Source organism: Winogradskyella wichelsiae, assembly GCF_013403925.1.
Taxonomy (GTDB): domain Bacteria; phylum Bacteroidota; class Bacteroidia; order Flavobacteriales; family Flavobacteriaceae; genus Winogradskyella; species Winogradskyella wichelsiae.
Genome location: NZ_JABFDJ010000005.1, coordinates 201,409 through 218,965, shown reverse-complemented (window position 1 = coordinate 218,965; position 17,557 = coordinate 201,409). Strand labels below are relative to the sequence as shown.

14 protein-coding genes are annotated in these 17,557 nt (G+C 34.8%); 11 read left to right on the top strand and 3 right to left on the bottom strand.

Translation table 11 applies throughout. The annotated features are described in order from the left end of the window. Positions 1-5: 5 nt before the first annotated feature. The gene (locus HM985_RS11970; RefSeq protein ID WP_179376485.1) at positions 6-776 is read right to left on the bottom strand and encodes an O-methyltransferase; all 771 of its coding nucleotides are present in this window, start codon (positions 774-776) and stop codon (positions 6-8) included. A gap of 257 nt (positions 777-1,033) precedes the next feature. Continuing rightward, positions 1,034-2,902, bottom strand: a complete 1,869-nt coding sequence (locus HM985_RS11965) for an ABC-F family ATP-binding cassette domain-containing protein (protein WP_179376484.1) — start codon at positions 2,900-2,902, stop codon at positions 1,034-1,036. A 102-nt stretch (positions 2,903-3,004) separates the two neighbouring features. Between HM985_RS11965 and HM985_RS11960 the strand changes: the two genes are divergently transcribed. From HM985_RS11960 to HM985_RS11935, 6 genes are all read left to right on the top strand, one after another. Then, positions 3,005-3,805, top strand: a complete 801-nt coding sequence (locus HM985_RS11960) for a polysaccharide biosynthesis/export family protein (protein WP_179376483.1) — start codon at positions 3,005-3,007, stop codon at positions 3,803-3,805. Positions 3,806-3,811: 6 nt separating this feature from the next. Next, a complete protein-coding gene (locus HM985_RS11955; RefSeq protein ID WP_179376482.1) occupies positions 3,812-6,292 on the top strand; it encodes a polysaccharide biosynthesis tyrosine autokinase in 2,481 nt (826 codons plus the stop codon). 209 nt (positions 6,293-6,501) lie between these two features. Beyond that, positions 6,502-7,107, top strand: a complete 606-nt coding sequence (locus tag HM985_RS11950) for a sugar transferase (protein ID WP_179376481.1) — start codon at positions 6,502-6,504, stop codon at positions 7,105-7,107. After that, entirely contained in the window at positions 7,088-8,383 is a 1,296-nt protein-coding gene (locus HM985_RS11945; RefSeq protein ID WP_179376480.1) for a nucleotide sugar dehydrogenase, read from the top strand. Before HM985_RS11950 ends, HM985_RS11945 begins: the two co-directional genes overlap by 20 nt. After that, a complete protein-coding gene (locus HM985_RS11940) occupies positions 8,383-9,360 on the top strand; it encodes an SDR family oxidoreductase (protein ID WP_179376479.1) in 978 nt (325 codons plus the stop codon). The genes HM985_RS11945 and HM985_RS11940 overlap by 1 nt, the downstream gene beginning before the upstream one ends. 82 nt (positions 9,361-9,442) lie before the next feature. After that, on the top strand, positions 9,443-10,369 hold the full coding sequence (locus HM985_RS11935; protein WP_179376478.1) for an NAD-dependent epimerase/dehydratase family protein: 927 nt from the start codon (positions 9,443-9,445) through the stop codon (positions 10,367-10,369). A gap of 919 nt (positions 10,370-11,288) precedes the next feature. Here HM985_RS11935 and HM985_RS11930 read toward each other — a convergent pair. Beyond that, entirely contained in the window at positions 11,289-11,657 is a 369-nt protein-coding gene (locus tag HM985_RS11930; protein WP_179376477.1) for an endonuclease domain-containing protein, read from the bottom strand. A gap of 806 nt (positions 11,658-12,463) precedes the next feature. On the opposite strand from HM985_RS11930, the gene HM985_RS11925 reads away from it, so the two are divergent. The 5 genes from HM985_RS11925 to HM985_RS11905 all read left to right on the top strand — a co-directional run bounded on the left by HM985_RS11925 (position 12,464) and on the right by HM985_RS11905 (position 17,443). Further along, positions 12,464-13,327, top strand: a complete 864-nt coding sequence (locus HM985_RS11925) for an ABC transporter permease (protein WP_179376476.1) — start codon at positions 12,464-12,466, stop codon at positions 13,325-13,327. Between the two features lie 65 nt (positions 13,328-13,392). Next, positions 13,393-14,658 carry an ABC transporter ATP-binding protein gene (locus tag HM985_RS11920; protein ID WP_179376475.1) on the top strand — a complete coding sequence of 422 codons (1,266 nt, stop codon included), beginning with the start codon at positions 13,393-13,395 and terminating at the stop codon, positions 14,656-14,658. A 6-nt stretch (positions 14,659-14,664) separates the two neighbouring features. Further along, the gene (locus tag HM985_RS11915; protein WP_179376474.1) at positions 14,665-15,354 is read left to right on the top strand and encodes a sulfotransferase family 2 domain-containing protein; all 690 of its coding nucleotides are present in this window, start codon (positions 14,665-14,667) and stop codon (positions 15,352-15,354) included. Between the two features lie 5 nt (positions 15,355-15,359). Then, a complete protein-coding gene (locus tag HM985_RS11910) occupies positions 15,360-16,289 on the top strand; it encodes a glycosyltransferase (protein WP_179376473.1) in 930 nt (309 codons plus the stop codon). Positions 16,290-16,294: 5 nt separating this feature from the next. After that, positions 16,295-17,443, top strand: coding sequence for a glycosyltransferase family 4 protein (locus HM985_RS11905; protein WP_179376472.1), 1,149 nt, complete (start codon positions 16,295-16,297; stop codon positions 17,441-17,443). The last annotated feature ends 114 nt before the right edge of the window (positions 17,444-17,557 follow it).

The following is a 17,557-nucleotide window of genomic DNA, read 5'->3' as shown; positions in this document are numbered from 1 at the left end:
GGTTGTTACAATCTAATTTTAAAATGTTCTTTCTTTTGTTCTTTTCTAAAAAAAACAAAGCCTAAATGAAAGGTGTCTACGGTTACAGTTACAGCATCATGCGCTTTAATGTACTCCCAAGCTTCCATCATGCCTTGAGACCAATAAATATCATCGAAAACAAAAACACTATCGTTATGCGTTTTGGATACTAAAGCTTCAAAATAATGAATGGTTGCTGTCTTATTATGATGTCCATCAAAGTAAATGAAATCGAAATGTGTGTCTTTTAAATTCGGGATGATAGTGTTAAAATCACCAATTATAAATGCCACATTAGTAACGTTTTTTTGCTTTAACTGCGCGCAGGCAAAGGCTGAGGTATTTGGGCAACCTTCAATGGTGGTAATTTGAGCTTCAGAATTGGCTAATGAAAGGGCGTACGTCCCCATACCTAATGAGGTGCCTAATTCTAAGCTGTTTTTAAAGTTGAAATACTTTGATAACCTGTAAAGGAGTCGTGCTTCTTTTTTAGAACTGCTAGATACACGGACCATATTGCGGACTTGTCTGTGTTGTGTATTTAATACTTTAGAGCCTTCTCCTAAGTCTGTAACTTGCAAAAGAGTGTCTGAGTTCTTTAATGCTTTTTTGTAAGCTTTTAGTGTGCTGTAGGCTTCATAAGTGGTGGTGTCGTAAAGGCATTTTGTAACGAAATTATAAACAAAAGGGGAGTGGACTCCATGTTGATTAGAAGCCTTTGTTAAAAATTTTAAATACGATTTTAATTGGTACACTTTAAATTGTTATTTTATTTACGGTGAGGTAGTGAAGCAGTGTTTTGAAAATTGGTGAGGCTTTGATTGAGATTTGAAATGTTTTTTACATTTAAATTAAAATAACCACCTCACCACCTCACCATCTCACCACCTCACCACTTCACCACTTCACCATCTCACCACTTCACCACCTCACCATCTCACCACCTCACCACCTCACCATCTCACCGCATCACCACCTCACCACATCACCACCTCACCACATCACCACCTCATTACTCCTCCAATTTCTCAGACAATTCAAACCAACGCATCTCTTTGTCTTCGATGGTATCAATAATGACTTGAAGTTGATCGGATAGCTTTGTAATCTCGTCTTGAGATAACTCAGGGTTAAGGAATTTGCCCTCTAAAGCGGCTTTATCTAATTCTAAAGATCGAATTTTAGAGGTTAAGTTTTTATATTCTTTTTGTTCGTTGTAATCGAGTTTTTTAGCGTCGTTTTGTTTGGCCGCTTTAGTATGATCTGTTTTTTCGATCACCTCAATGTCCTTCTGCTTAGTCTGACTGCTGTCATAAGCTCTGAAATCGGAATAATTTCCAGGGAAATCGTCCACAACACCTTCGCCTCTAAAGACAAACATATGGTCTACAATCTTATCCATAAAGTAACGGTCGTGAGAGACGACTAACAGGACTCCAGGGAAATCCATTAAGAAGTCTTCAAGGACATTTAAGGTTACAATATCTAAGTCGTTTGTAGGCTCATCGAGAATTAAAACATTAGGGTTCTGAATTAAAACCGTACATAGATACAGCCGTTTTTGTTCACCACCACTTAGTTTTTCAACAAAATCCCATTGTTTTTTTCGATCAAATAAAAAGCGTTCTAATAATTGTTGGGCGCTAATTTGTCGGCCTTTGGCCAAAGGGATGTATTCACCAAATTCCTTGATAACATCAATCACTTTTTGATTGGGTTTGGCTTTAATACCTCCTTGCGTATAATACCCGATTTTAACGGTTTCTCCAATCACTACTTTGCCGGCGTCAGGTTGTAGACTTTCAGTCAATAAATTAAGAAAGGTGGATTTACCTGTTCCATTTTTTCCAATAATACCAATACGTTCCCCTTTTTTAAAGGTGTATTCAAAGTCTTTTAAAATGGTTTTATTCTTAAAGGCTTTAGAGACTTTATGGAATTCTACAATTTTACTTCCTAAACGCTCCATGTGAATTTCTAATTGCACTTGGTGATCATTACGACGTTGGCTCGCTTTAGATTTTATTTCATGAAAATCGTCAATTCTACTTTTAGATTTTGTAGTACGTGCTTTAGGTTGGCGACGCATCCAGTCCAATTCTTTCTTAAAGAGTTGTTTCGCTTTACCAACTTCGGTCGCTTGGTTTTCTATGCGGGCTTCTTTCTTCTCTAAATAATACGAGTAATTTCCTTTGTAGGTGTGTAGCTGCCCATGATCGAGTTCTATAATTTCATTACAAACACGTTCTAAAAAATAACGGTCGTGCGTCACCATAAAAAGGGTTTGTTGGGTTTTAGCAAAATACTCCTCTAACCATTCAATCATTTCTAAATCAAGATGGTTGGTAGGCTCATCGAGAATAAGAATGTCGGGTTTGCTTAAGAGCGCCTGTGCTAAAGCCAAACGTTTTTTCTGGCCACCAGAAAGTGTTTTTACTTTAACGCTAAGGTCATCCAGTTTTAATTGCGATAAGGTTTGTTGGTATTGGGTTTCAAATTCCCAAGCATTAAAACGATCCATACCTTCAAAAGCTTTTTGATACGCATCAGCATCCTCAGGAGTCTTTAAAGCATGTTCGTAAGCTTCAATGATTTTTAAAATCGGAATGTCCGAAGCAAAGATGGTTTCTTCAAGAGTCAGATCAGGATCGAGATCGGGTTCTTGATCTAAAAAAGCCAACCGTAAGCCTTTTCTAGCAACGATTTGTCCATCGTCTGGAGTGTCCTTTCCTGCTAACATTTTAAGGATGGATGTTTTTCCACTCCCGTTTTTAGCGACAAAAGCAATCTTTTGATCTTTATGAATACTGAATGATAAATCTTTAAAAAGGACTAATTCCCCAAAAGACTTGGATATGTTTTCTACGTTAAGGTAATTCAAAGTTGTTTTTTTACAAAGAACGGAAATAAACCAAAAAGAATCGTATTAGTTTTAATATTAGTGTTGATAGATTATATTTGCCCACTAAGACCTAGAGTTACTATGAAGCCTATTAAGCTTTTAATTATTTTATTCAGTTGTGTTGTGGTGTCTTCTTGTATTCCACATAAAGACACGGTTTACCTGCAAATAAAGGAAGATGCGACCAAGGATAGCATTCCTAATAATCTTGCTGAAATGCAGAAACCTTACCGCATTCAAATCAATGATATTTTAAATATAAAAGTTAAAGCTTTAGATCAAGAAACGGTATCGATTTTAAACCCTTCAGGGGACGAGAATTTAAATGCAGGGAGTGCTGAGCGTGCTTATTTTGATGGTTTTACAGTAGATGTTCACGGTAATATAAGAATACCAACTTTAGGGTATCTTAATGTTTTAGGATTTACAACCGAAGAAATTGAAAAACAGATTGAAACCAAATTGCTTGATGAGCAATTTAAAGAAACGGCTAATATTTTTGTGACGGTAAAATTAGCAGGATTGCGTTATACCGCTAATGGGGAGGTTGGAAATCCTGGCAGTCAAGTACTGTTTACAGAACGCGTTAATATTTTTGAAGCGATAGCTAATGTTGGGGAAATTCCGGTAACGGGAAATAAAAAAGATGTTTTAATTATTAGGCAATACCCGCAAGGTCAGAAAATACATCACTTAGATCTTACAGATATTAAAGTCATGCAGTCTCCCTATTATTACATACAGCCTAATGATATTATTTATGTGAAGCCTTTAAAACAGAAATCACTTGGTACGGGTGAAACCGCAGTGTCTAGTATTGCTACCATTGCTTCGATAGTCTCGTTATTAAGCACGACTATCTTACTTTTTACAAGATTATAATGACCTATGAGAGATTACGATGAGATAGATGACCAAGACGCACAAGGGATGAGTTTTGACTTTAGAGGGTTTCTTTTTAAAGTATTAAACCTTTGGAAGTTTGTTCTGATATGTATCGGTACGGCATTGCTAATTGCTTATTTTATTAATGCTCGAAAACAAAATGTTTACCGTTTAGATGCTTTAATTTCTGTAGATAATGATCAAAATCCTTTTTTTACAGCAAACACGAGTATTTCTTTCAATTGGGGAGGGGTTTCTGGTAAGGTAGGAAAAATAATGACGGCGATTAAAACCCGTACGCATAATGAAATTGTGGTAGATTCTCTTCAGTATTATATGGAGTACCTCGAAGAGGGGAAGTATCGTAAAATAGACATTTATAAAAAAGCTCCGTTTCGTTTTGTGATTGATAAATCTAAAGGGCAAGTGCTGAATTACCCGGTGGGGATTCGGTTTTTAAATGCGAATGAGTTTGAGGTTTTTACAGCTTTTGAAGATAATGGGGCAACAGCGCAAAACTATGGAGACAAATCAAAATTTGGAATCACAGTTCCTTCAGGTGATTTTACCAAAACATTTAAAAGTGGAGAACCTATAAATTTACCGTTTCTTAATGGGCGCTTGGTGGTTCAACCCGATCGAAGCATAAAAGCAGGTAAAGAATATTTTCTTCAGTTTAGCAATTTTGACGGAGTGGTCAATACGTATAAAACAGCGATTGCTATTGGAACATTTTCAGAGTCGTCTTCTAATATTTTAAGACTGCAATTAGCAGGACATAATAAAGATAAGATTGTAGATTATTTAAATGCAACTTCAGCAATTTTAAGTAAAACCGAATTAGAACGAAAAAATTTATACGCCACCAATACCATTAAATTTATAGATAGCAGTTTAGCGGCAGTCAACACCAATCTTAAGGGGTTCACGGACGATATGAATACCTTCCGTAGGGAAAATAAGGTGTTTGATGTCAGTACGGAAATAACTCAAATTTCAGAAGAATTACGTGAATTTGAATTGTCAAAGCAAGAAGAGGCGTCTAAGCTTGATTATTTAGGAAATTTAGAGGTGTATCTAAATACCAAAACAGATTATACCAATATAGCAGCACCAACCAGTGTGGGGATTGAGGAAAGTAACATTCTTAGAAGTGTTTCCAAAATTGTAGAGTTAGCGGCAGAACGTCAAAACTTAGAATACACAACCAAAGAAGGCTCAGGACTTTTTAAAGAGTTAGATCGCCGTATTGATTCTGAAAAAAATGTATTGCTTGAAACAATCAACGCAACCAAGGGCACTATTGGAGTTGGTATTGGCACTTTAAATCGTAAAATCGCGAATTTAGAAGCCAAATTAAGTGGTTTACCAGAGGATGAACAACAGTTTTTAAAGATTCAAAGGCAATTAGATTTAAGTCAAGAAGCTTACAATATTTACATGGCCAAACGAAGTGAAGCTGCCATTGTTAAAGCGGCTAACATTTCAGATCTTGGTATTGTAGATGAAGCTAAAGATATCGGTGGAGGGTTAATAGGACCTAACAAATCCTTGAATTATATGATGGGCTTAATGTTAGGGTTTTTCACTCCAATGTTTCTTATTTTCATTGTTTACTTACTCGATAATACCATTCATGGGTCTGATGAAATTACACGGATGTCTAACATCCCTATTCTAGGATTGGTTGGGAAATACCGCTATAAAAATAATTTGGTAGCTTATGAGAAGCCAAAGTCTGCCGTGGCAGAGTCGTTTAGAGCAATTCGTTCAAGTTTGCAATTTATTTTTAAAAATCAAAAAATAGAAGCGGGTAAAGCACACACGTTAATGGTGACGTCTTCGGTCAGTGGAGAAGGAAAAACATTTACGTCAATCAATACAGCCACCGTATATGCGCTTTCGGGTAAAAAAACCATTTTATTAGGACTAGATTTACGAAAGCCAAAAATCTTTGATGACTTTAATATTAAGAATGACAAAGGTGTGGTCAATTACCTTATTGGTGATGGTACGTTAGAAGAAATTACAACACATACCCATATCGAAAACTTAGATCTTATTCCTTCAGGACCGATACCGCCGAATCCTTCAGAGTTATTAATGAGCGATCATTTAAAGGAATTGATAGGGACGTTAAAGGAGACGTATGATGTTATTATTTTAGATACTCCACCACTAGGATTGGTAACAGATGCTTTAGAATTGACTCAATATGCGGATGCGACTATTTTTATGGTGCGTTTAGATTATACAAAAAAGGGAATGTTGCAATTGGTCAATGCGAAACAGCGTACGGGAGAGCTTAAAAATGTCAGTTATGTGCTTAACTTTTACCGACATAAAAATAATAGTAATTATGGTTATGGCTACGGTTATGGTTACGGCTATGGTTACGGTTATGGGGTTTATGGGAACGCTTACCATGAAAAAGATGATCATTCGATATTCAAACGCGTGAAGGAATTTGTTAAAAGGTTTTAGTTTTGAGACTAGAGACTAGAGACTAGAGACTAGAGACTAGAGACTAGAGACTAGAGATTAGAGACTCCAAACTGCCTACTGAAGACTGAAGACTGAAAACTGCATACTGAAGACTAAGGACTAAGGACTGAAGACTGAAAACTGCATACTGAAGACTGAAAACTGCATACTGAAAACTACAAACCGAAGACTACAAACGAAATAAGACCATGATTACGAGCGTACAACTTGCTGTTAAACGTGTTTTTGATGTCAGTGTCGTGCTTCTTCTCTTGCCTGTACTTTTTATTTTTATCGCAGTCCTTGTGCTTATCGCAACAATGGATAATAAACAATGGGGGGTGTATACACAACAGCGTATCGGTCAATACGGTAAGCCCTTTAAAATCTATAAAATTAGAACCCTAAAGGACGGGAATCATAAGCTTGGACACTTAAACACACATGCCTCTTGGATAGGTGCTTTTTTTAGAAAAACAAAGCTTAACGAATTGCCACAATTGTTTAACGTACTTAAAGGCGATATGAGTTTTGTAGGGCCGCGTCCAGATATTCCAGGTTTTGCAGACGGCTTAACAGGCGACGATCGTATCATTTTAAATGTTAAACCAGGCATTACAGGACCTGCGAGTTTAAAGTACATCAATGAGGAGGATCTATTAGCAAAGCACAAATCTCCAGAAACATACAATAAATCAGTTATTTGGCCAGATAAGGTTAAAATCAACAAAAATTATGTGCTTAATTATAGTTTTTACTTAGATTTGAGACTCATATTAAAATCCATTTTTAGACATGATACATTCAGAAGATAAAATTGCCATTATTGGGCTAGGTTATGTAGGCTTGCCTTTAGCAGTAGAGTTTGCTAAAAAATTCTTTGTTATCGGATTTGATATTAATAAGCAACGCATTAAAGAGTTAAATGAAGGTTTAGATAAAACCAGGGAAGTGGATAATGCGCATTTAAAGTCGGTTTTAACTACGGATCTAAAGGCCTCTACAGGGCTTTATATTACGGATGACGCAGCAACATTAGCAAACACGAACATCTATATTATTACAGTGCCAACCCCAACAGATGCACTCAATAAGCCCGTATTTACTCCGTTAATAAAGGCGAGTGAAACCGTTGGTAAGGTGATGTCTAAAGAGGCTATTGTGATTTATGAATCTACCGTATACCCTGGGGCAACAGAAGAAGTTTGTGTGCCTATTTTAGAAACGTGTTCGGGATTAGAATATAATAAAGATTTCTTTGCGGGCTATTCACCAGAACGTATCAATCCAGGCGATAAAGAACACACAGTGACTAAAATTTTGAAGGTGACCTCAGGGTCTACACCTGAAATTGCACAACGCGTTAACGAGCTGTACTTAAAAGTAATTACTGCCGGAACGCATTTGGCACCTTCTATAAAAGTAGCAGAGGCTGCTAAAGTGATTGAGAATTCGCAACGCGATATTAATATCGCTTTCGTCAATGAATTGTCTAAGATTTTTAGACTGTTAGATATTGATACCAAAGCAGTATTAGAGGCGGCAGGTACCAAATGGAATTTCTTGAACTTTTCACCAGGATTGGTGGGCGGGCATTGTATAGGGGTTGATCCTTATTACTTGGCACAAAAAGCAATAGAATCGGGTTATAATCCTGAGATTATTTTAGCGGGGCGTAAAATGAATGACAGTATGGGGAGCTATGTCGCTACCGAAACTGTAAAAATGATGATCAAAAAAGGAGCCACAATTAAAGGGGCTAAAGTCCTTGTGCTAGGGGTTACTTTTAAAGAGAATTGCCCAGATATAAGAAATTCTAGAGTCATCGATATTGTTAAGGAATTAGAAACTTACGATATTAATATCGATGTTTATGATCCATGGGCTTCGCCAGAAGAAGTGAAACATGAATATGGTTTTGATCTTATTAGTAATTTTGATAACTTAAGTAGCGGTTATGATGGGGTTATTATGGCGGTAGCACATCAAGAGTTTTTAGACGTAGATCTTACCAAACTGAAATTAGAAACCGGTGTTATTTTCGATGTAAAATCGTTACTTCCAATAGACACCATAGACGCAAGATTATAATGTATTCTCATCCACATCACACAGCAGACCTTTCAAAATTAAGTTTTCTAATTACAGGAGGAGCGGGCTTTATTGGCTCCAACCTTACCGCGTATTTATTAAAACATAAGGCTAAGAAAGTTAGAGTCTTAGATAACTTCTCTAATGGACATCGTAAAAATTTAGTAGAATTTATGGAGCATCCCGATTTTGAGCTTATCGAAGGGGATATTCGTGATTTAGAGACCTGTAAAACGGCTATGGAGGATATGGATTATGTAGCACACCAAGCCGCATTAGGTTCCGTACCACGTTCTATTAATGACCCAGCAACAACCAATGAGGTGAATGTTTCTGGATTTCTAAATATGCTTATCGCATTAAAGGATAGTACAACCGTAAAACGCATGGTATATGCAGCATCGAGTTCGACTTATGGAGATAGCAAAGCCTTACCAAAAGTAGAAGATACAATTGGGAAACCTTTATCACCGTACGCCGTCACAAAATATGTGAATGAATTGTATGCTGATGTTTTTGGCACAACCTACGGTACGGATGTGATTGGGTTACGCTATTTCAATGTTTTTGGTCCCAAACAGAGTCCAGATGGTGCGTATGCTGCAGTGATTCCTTTATTTATGCAAGCGCTTAAAGATGATACATCTCCTAAAATTAATGGAGATGGAGAACAGACCCGAGATTTTACATTTATAGACAATGTGGTACAAGCTAATGTAAAAGGGTTTTTTGCCTCAAAGGACGCTAAGAATGAGGTGTTTAATGTGGCTTGTGGAGAACGCATTAGTATCAACTATTTATGGGAGTCGTTACGTGTGGCAGCCAACTCAGAATTAGAAGCCATTTATGGACCTACTAGACAAGGTGATGTTAAAGATTCGTTAGCAGATATTTCTAAAGCTCAGCAACTTTTGGGATATCAACCAAAATATACGGTTAGAGAAGGGCTGAAAATCACTTGGGATGCGTTCAATTAATGTCATAATCTCAACGACATTTAGTGCTACTTAAAGAATTATAGCAATCAAATAGCCAAGTTCTAATTATAAAATTGAAACAATGACAAATATTTTAGTCACTGGTGGTGCAGGACAATTAGGAAGTGCAATGGCTTCAAAATTAGCACTAAAACCTAATGTAACCGTTGTAGTGATCGATAACTTGTCTACAGGTGACAAATCAAAACTTCCTGTAAGAGATAATATCATCTTTATTAAAGCAGATGTTAATAGTTATTACGACATCATCTCTATTTTTGCGACCTACAAATTTAAATATGTATTTCATTTAGCAGCTGTAGTGGGGGTAGAGCGTACTTTAGAGCATCCGATAGTTGTACTAGAAGATATCGAAGGGTTAAAAAATGTATTGTCATTATCAAAGAATTCAGGGGTAGAGCGTATTTTTTATTCGAGCTCATCAGAAGTTTATGGAGAACCTTTTGAAATTCCACAAAACGAACAAACCACACCACTAAACTCTAGATTGCCTTACGCAATTGTTAAAAATGTAGGGGAAGCCTTTTTAAAGGCTTATCAACAAGAGTATGGTTTAGATTATACTATTTTTCGCTTTTTCAATACGTATGGACCTAAACAGAGTGACGATTTTGTAATGCCAAGGTTTATTAAATTAGCAATGGCTAATGAGCCTATTTCTATTTATGGAAAAGGGGAGCAGACCCGTTCATTTTGTTATGTAGATGATAATATTGACACGTGTATTAAAACATTAGATGATAAGGCCTACATTAACGATGTGCTTAATATTGGGAATGAAAATGAAATTAGTATTTTGTACTTAGCTAATAAAGTCATCGAACTGACCAATTCTAAATCAGAAATTAATTTTCTACCGTCATTAAAAGAAGGAGATATGACACGCCGATGTCCAGATATTACGAAAATGAAAGCCTTACTAGGGCGAGAATTAGTATCTTTAGAAGAAGGGATTTTAAAAATGGTAGCCCATTATAAGGCTTTATAAACACCCGTTTCTTCACCTACGGCCTTCGGTGAATTCATTCCCGCTTTGAAAAAAAGAGGGGAGCTTTTATAAGGTGGTCGTATTCCTGATTTGTATTTATTCTTGCAGAGTTATTATAGCAGCTGTTTTTTAGCACTAAGAGAATAAAACGCTAGTTTTTTAAACCACGTATCATAGCATCCTTAATCTGCTCCTCCCTTTAGAAAAAGGGAGGTGGCTAAACCGCCGCAGAAGGTTTAGACGGTGGGTTTGAATTATATTCATAAAGTGATTTGAGTTTTATGCTGTAAATTGCTTGTGTTTAGAGTTAAAGTAATACGCTAGTTTTTTTAAACCACGTATCATAGCATCCCAAATGTGCTCCTCCCTTTAGAAAAAGGGAGGTGGCTAAACCGCCAAAGAAGGTTTAGACGGTGGGTTTGAATTATATTCATAAAGTGATTTGAGTTTTATGCTGTAAATTGCTTGTGTTTAAAGTTAAAGTAATACGCTAATTTTTTAAACCACGTATCATAGCATCCCAAATGTGCTCCTCCCTTTAGAAAAAGGGAGGTGGCTAAACCGCCAAAGAAGGTTTAGACGGTGGGTTTGAATTATATTCATAAAGTAATTTGAGTTTCACTTTATTATTTGGTTTTGTTTTAGAATTTTTAAACACCCCTTTTCTTCACCTACGTGCCTTGGGTGAACTCATTCCCCGCTTTGAAATAAGGAGGGGAGCTTTTTAAGATGGTAATATTTATAATTTACACCTATTCTTAAGATGATTATTATAGCAGCTGTTTTTTAGCACTAAGAGAATAAAACACTAGTTTTTTATACCACGTATCATAGCATCCTTAATGTGCTCCTCCCTTTAGAAAAAGGGAGGTGGCTAAACCGCCGCAGAAGGTTTAGACGGTGGGTTTGATTATATATATCAATCTGATTTAAAATGTAGCTGTATTTCCTCTAAAACAGATGGTAGAAAGTCAAAAACCATCTTGTTTTCAAAACGAATGACTTTATAACCTAAGTTTTCTAAATAGTGGGTTCTTTTTTCATCGTATTCCTGCGCTTTTGGATTATTATGAACCTCGCCATCTAATTCAATGATGAGCTTTTCAGAAGCACAATAGAAATCTACAATATAATAACCGATGCTATGTTGTCTTTGGAAACGCTTATTACTTAATTGTCTTGACTTTAAATGTTTCCATAAAAAAGCTTCTGAAGGTGTTAGGTTTTTCCTTAAGGCCTTCCTGTAGTCTTGTAATTCTTTTTTACTGTGTATCTTTTTGATTGGCATGTATTAAAAATATGAAATAAATCTGAGTAATTAAACACCCCTTTCTTCACCTACGTGCCTTGGGTGAATTCATTCCCCGCTTTGAAATAAGGAGGGGAGCTTTTTAAGATGGTAATATTTATAATTTACACCTATTCTTAAGATGATTATTATAGCAGCTGTTTTTTAGCACTAAGAGAATAAATTCTAATTTTTTAAACCACGTATCATAGCATCCCAAATGTGCACCTCCCTTTAGAAAAAGGGAGGTGGCTAAACCGCCGCAGAGGGTTTAGACGGTGGGTTTGAAATATCATTTCAAAATAATTTGAGTTTCAATTTATTATTTGGTTTTGTTTTGGAATTTTTGAACACCCCTTTCTTCACCTACGTGTCTTCGGTGAATTCATTCCCCTCTTAAAAAAAGAGGGGAGCTTTTGTAAGAGGGCATATTCATGATAAGAGGGCATATTCATGATTTGTATTTATTCTTGAAGAGTTATTATTATTATTATAGCTGTTTTTTAGCACTAATAGAATAAAACGCTAATTTTTTAAACCATGTATCATAGCATCCCAAATGTGCACCTCCCTTTAGAAAAAGGGAGGTGGCTAAACTGCCAAAGAAAGTTTAGACGGTGGGTTTGATTTTGTTAATAGGACTTAGAAATAATATTTTAATAATCATAAAATCTTTTTGCTTTCTTAATAATACTTTGCGTCAAGTGTATAGATAAAGAGGTGTTGCTCCCCCTACAATTTTTTAGTCTATTTTTCGGTATTACAGGGGAATCACTATATTTACCCAATCAAAAAAAAGACTGACATTGAGCAAGCTAAACGAGGAATCTTGGCTATATACTATTTCTTCAAAAAAGAAACTGATAGACTTTAATTTCAAAGAAATATGGCACTATAGAGATTTGTTAGTGCTTTTTGTAAAAAGAGATGTGGTCACGCTTTATAAACAAACAGTTTTAGGGCCGCTTTGGTATGTAATACAGCCCTTGTTTACAGCGCTAACGTTTACTCTAATTTTTAATAAGGTGGCCAATATCGAAACTGGAACAGTGCCGCCTTTTTTATTCAATTTAGCAGGAATTTCTATCTGGAATTATTTCAGCACCTGCTTGACCGCAACTAGTGACACTTTCAAAAGCAATGAGGCCATTTTCGGAAAGGTTTATTTTCCTCGAATCATTGTGCCCTTATCGATTATCCTATCCAATTTATTAAAATTTGGAATTCAATTACTCATATTCATAGCCTTTTATATCTATTATTACAGCAATGATGCTGCGATTGCTGTAGACAGCAGCATCATCTTTTTCCCTTTTATAATACTATTAATGGGCTTATTGGGCTTAGGAATAGGAATGATTATTTCCAGTTTGGTAACAAAGTACAGGGATTTAAAATTTTTAGTAGGTTTCGGGGTGCAACTATTAATGTATGTATCCGCTGTAATGTATCCGTTAGCGCTAATGCGCGATAAATTACCCAATATAGCCTGGGTGGTAGAGTACAATCCATTAGCCTATATTATTGAAACATCACGATTTATGTTGTTAGGAACAGGAAGTATAAATGGTTTTGGAATCACGTATACGGTTCTAATCACGTTCCTAATTTTATTTTTTGGAATTATTATTTTCAATAGAACGGAAAAGACGTTTATTGATACCGTTTAATTTTGAATAGTAAGTAGTGAATAGTGAGAACAAAACAAATCACGAATAACGAACCACGAACAACAATGAGTGTCATTTTAAAAGCTGAAAATATTAGTAAACAGTACCGACTAGGATTAGTGGGTACAGGGACTATAAGTCACGACCTTAACCGTTGGTGGGCGCGTATGCGTGGTAAAGAAGATCCATACTTGAAAGTAGGTGCTGTTAATGACCGCAGTACTAAAGCGGATAGTGATTATGTATGGGCCTTAAAGGCTATTAATTTCGAAGTCCAGAAAGGGGAAGTGCTCGGTATTATAGGAAAAAATGGAGCTGGAAAATCAACCTTATTAAAAATACTATCGCGTGTTACCATACCAACCACGGGTGAGATTAAAACCAGAGGAAGAATAGCATCCTTATTAGAGGTCGGTACAGGGTTTCATCCAGAGTTAACAGGGAGAGAAAACATGTACCTGAATGGAGCGATTTTAGGAATGAGCAAAGCCGAAATAAAAGCCAAAGAAACCGAAATTATTGAGTTTTCAGGCTGTCAACGTTATGTAGATACACCCGTAAAACGGTATTCTTCTGGGATGCGGGTCCGTTTAGCCTTTGCAGTAGCCGCTTTTTTAGAACCCGATATTTTAATCATTGATGAGGTATTGGCAGTTGGTGATGCGGAGTTTCAGAAAAAGGCTATTGGGAAAATGCAAGATATTTCTAAAGGAGATGGCAGAACAGTGTTGTTTGTAAGCCATAATATGGCGGCGGTAAAGAACTTGTGTACACGCGCTATTGTTTTAGAAAACGGAACGTCTGTTTTTGAAGGAGGCACGGAGGATGCTGTAAGTTTTTATTTGAGAAAAAAAGAGAATGTTATTGACAACAGTTTTCCAATTGAATTGGATAAAGGTAATATTTTAGACTTTAATATTTTAGACTTTAAAAGGAATAATTCTAATTTGTTATTAGGGGAAAAATGCTCATTAGAACTAAAATTAGAAATTAAAGATCCTAAATCAACTAAAATAAATATTAGATATCAACTTTTCGATAACAATGAGAAATTAATTACTACTTTAAATACATATCACCACGATGTGAATAAAATTTTAGAGACTAAAATACAAAGTTTTATATGTGACATCCCTAATCTTAAATTGTCACCAGGATTTTATGATGTAGGATTACAAATCTTAGATTTAAATACAAAGCATGTTCTTTTTCAAAATGATAAATTTAGTGAAGTAGTTGTTGAGACAGGTGATGTTTTTAAAACAGGAAAACTACCTTCAAAACAGAATTTAGGAGTATTTATATCAGAACAATCATGGGAAATTAAATAATATAAAATGATATCACACAAACATAAATGTATTTTCATACATATTCCAAAATGTGCAGGGTCATCAATTGAATCCGCATTTGGAATTGATGTGAGTAATAATGATTTAGATAGAGATAATCTATTTGGATGGGATGATACTAATAAAGTTTATTTGCAACATGCTACACCACAAGAACTGATTGATTTTGAATTAATCTCGAAAGAACAGTGGAACACTTATTATAAATTTATTGTTGTTAGGAATACTTGGGATAAAGTAATGTCCGATTTGTTTTGGTTTAGAGCAACTAAAAATTTTACGGGTTCTTTTAATGATTATTTAAATGCGAAAAACGACTTTTTAAGGTTTATGAAGAAGGGCGAGGATACCTATCGAGGTGATCATCTAACTCCCCAAATTGATTATATGTTTTTGAATTCTCAACCTATACGATACGACAACGTAATTTTTTTTGATAAAAGTAATCTTGATAATAAACTAATTGAGTTGGCAAAAGATTTAAAACTATCTGCTGATTTTTTTCAAAGAAAAGTTCAGGTTGGTGAAAAATTCAATAATCATTATTCAAAGTTTTATACAGATAAAATGAAACGTCAAATATTTGAGAAGTATAAAAAAGACATAGAATTTTTTAACTTTAGTTTTGATGATAAAAGGGACTGGGTTGATCGTTTAAAATTAACATTCAATTAAAAATCATGCAACATAAAAGAGTTTTTTGGATGTTGGTAGGTGGTAAAAATACTGGCAGTTCAAGGATTCATGGTTATAATGTACATGAAGCTTTGCTTCAAAAAGGGATTAGTTCAAAAATTATACATAGAGGAAACAGAAAGTTAACACGAAAACAAAAATTACGGTTACTTATTATTTTAAAAAAAGGAGATCTATTAATTCTTCAAAAGCGAAAAGATATTGACCTTAGTAGGCTATTGCATTTGTTGAAAATTAAAGGGGTTCATATCGCATTTATTGATTGCGATTTACCTAAATGTGAAGATTCTCTTGTTAAATATTTTGATTATATAATTTGCACTTCTACAGAGTTAACTCAACTATATCAAAGTAAGCACCCTTATAAAAATATAACCTATATACCAGATGCTGTTGAATATTTTGCTCTAAATCTTCCTACACCCGTTTCTAATAAAAAGGCAATATATTTTGGTTGGTTAACGGAGGCAAGGTTACAAAATATAGAATCATTAAAGTTGTTGTTTAAAACATTAGAATGGGGTATTTGCACCATGTCTAATAATGAAAAGGCAGATATTCAATGGTTTAATTGGAGAGATAAAGAAACATTTGATATCATTAGTAAACATTCTGTTAGCTTAATACCTGTAGATAATGAGGAGGCTTCTAAATATAAATCTGCGAATAGGGTTTTGCAATCTCTTGCTATAGGTAATATTGTTCTTTGTAGCGATATTACATCTTATAGAGAAGTTATTAATAATGGCGAGAATGGCTTTATTTGTACTAGTCCAGAAGAATGGCTTAGTGCTTTAAATGAAATTTCTAATCAGGATAGAAGAGATGATATTGTTAAAAAAGGATGGGAGACCGCTCAAAATTATTGTATGGATAAAATAATTATGAATTGGATTTCTTTTCTAAATCTATAGAAAATATGTTTACAAAACCTAAAGTTAAACTTCTTTTTGCAATCAGTAACTTAACATATGGCGGTATACAAACACAAGCTTTAAGTTTAGCTAAAGCCTATCAGAAAAAAGGGGCTAAAATATATTTCTTGTGGACGTCTAAATATGAAGCTACTTTTGTAGAGAAAGAGTTATTATCTAATAATTTTCAGATTATAGATGGAAGATTTATTATAGATGATTATTGGTTGAAATATTCTTGGAAATTAAACCGTTATCTGCCAATATTTAAGGCTGCATTTATTTTAAGGTTTTATAGAATAAGTTATGTCATTCCTTATCATAATCAGTTAAGTTATTTTTTTGGAACGATACATAATTTTACTGGAGTTAAAAAAACAATTTTTCATATCAGAAATACAGTTGAAGAACGTGAACCTAGGCAAAATTGGTATTTCAAACGGGCATTACAAAATAAACCTCCTGTCATTGCTAATTCAAATCATGCCAGAATAAAATTTAAGGAACTTTATGGTGAATTATATGATTTAGAAATCTATACGATAAATAATGGGATAAACATAAGGTCCATTGATGGTGAAAAGAATTGGAAAGCACATTTTCAAGTAGAATCTATTGATTTTGTGGTGTCCGTAATAGCAAATTTCTTTAAGGAAAAAGATTTCATTACTGTTTTTAGAGCTTGGAAATGTTTTTTAGAACAAACAAATTCAAATTCTAAATTAGTAATTGCTGGAGACGAAGGAGTAGCGGGGATGATGAATGCCTATAAGGATAAAGTAAACGAATTAGGAATAACACCTCATGTTGTGTTCTTAGGAAGAGCCGCTCAAAACATAGAGTTGTTAAGTATCACCGACTGCAATGTATTAAGTACTCTTAATGAAGGGTTACCTAATAGTGTCATTGAAACATTAGCTATGGGAAAGCCTTTTGCAGGAACAAATGTTGATGGAGTTAGAGAGGTTGTTGGCGAAAACTATCCTATTCCTCTTTTTGAAAAAGGAGATGATAAACAATTATCAGAGATTCTAATAAAATTATATAACAAACAATTTGATTTAAAAGAAATAAGCGAGTATTCTTTAAAGCGGTTTGACCTGTTTAGTATTGATAAGTTAGTTGAAAACTATTCTAAAATAATTAAAGTTTAAAATAAAAACTGGATGCCATTGGCATACGGTTTCGTATATATTATTGAACCTCTACGATTTCTTTAGTTTGGTTATCGAAAAGGGAACATAAATGGATAGGCATTAATTTTAAGT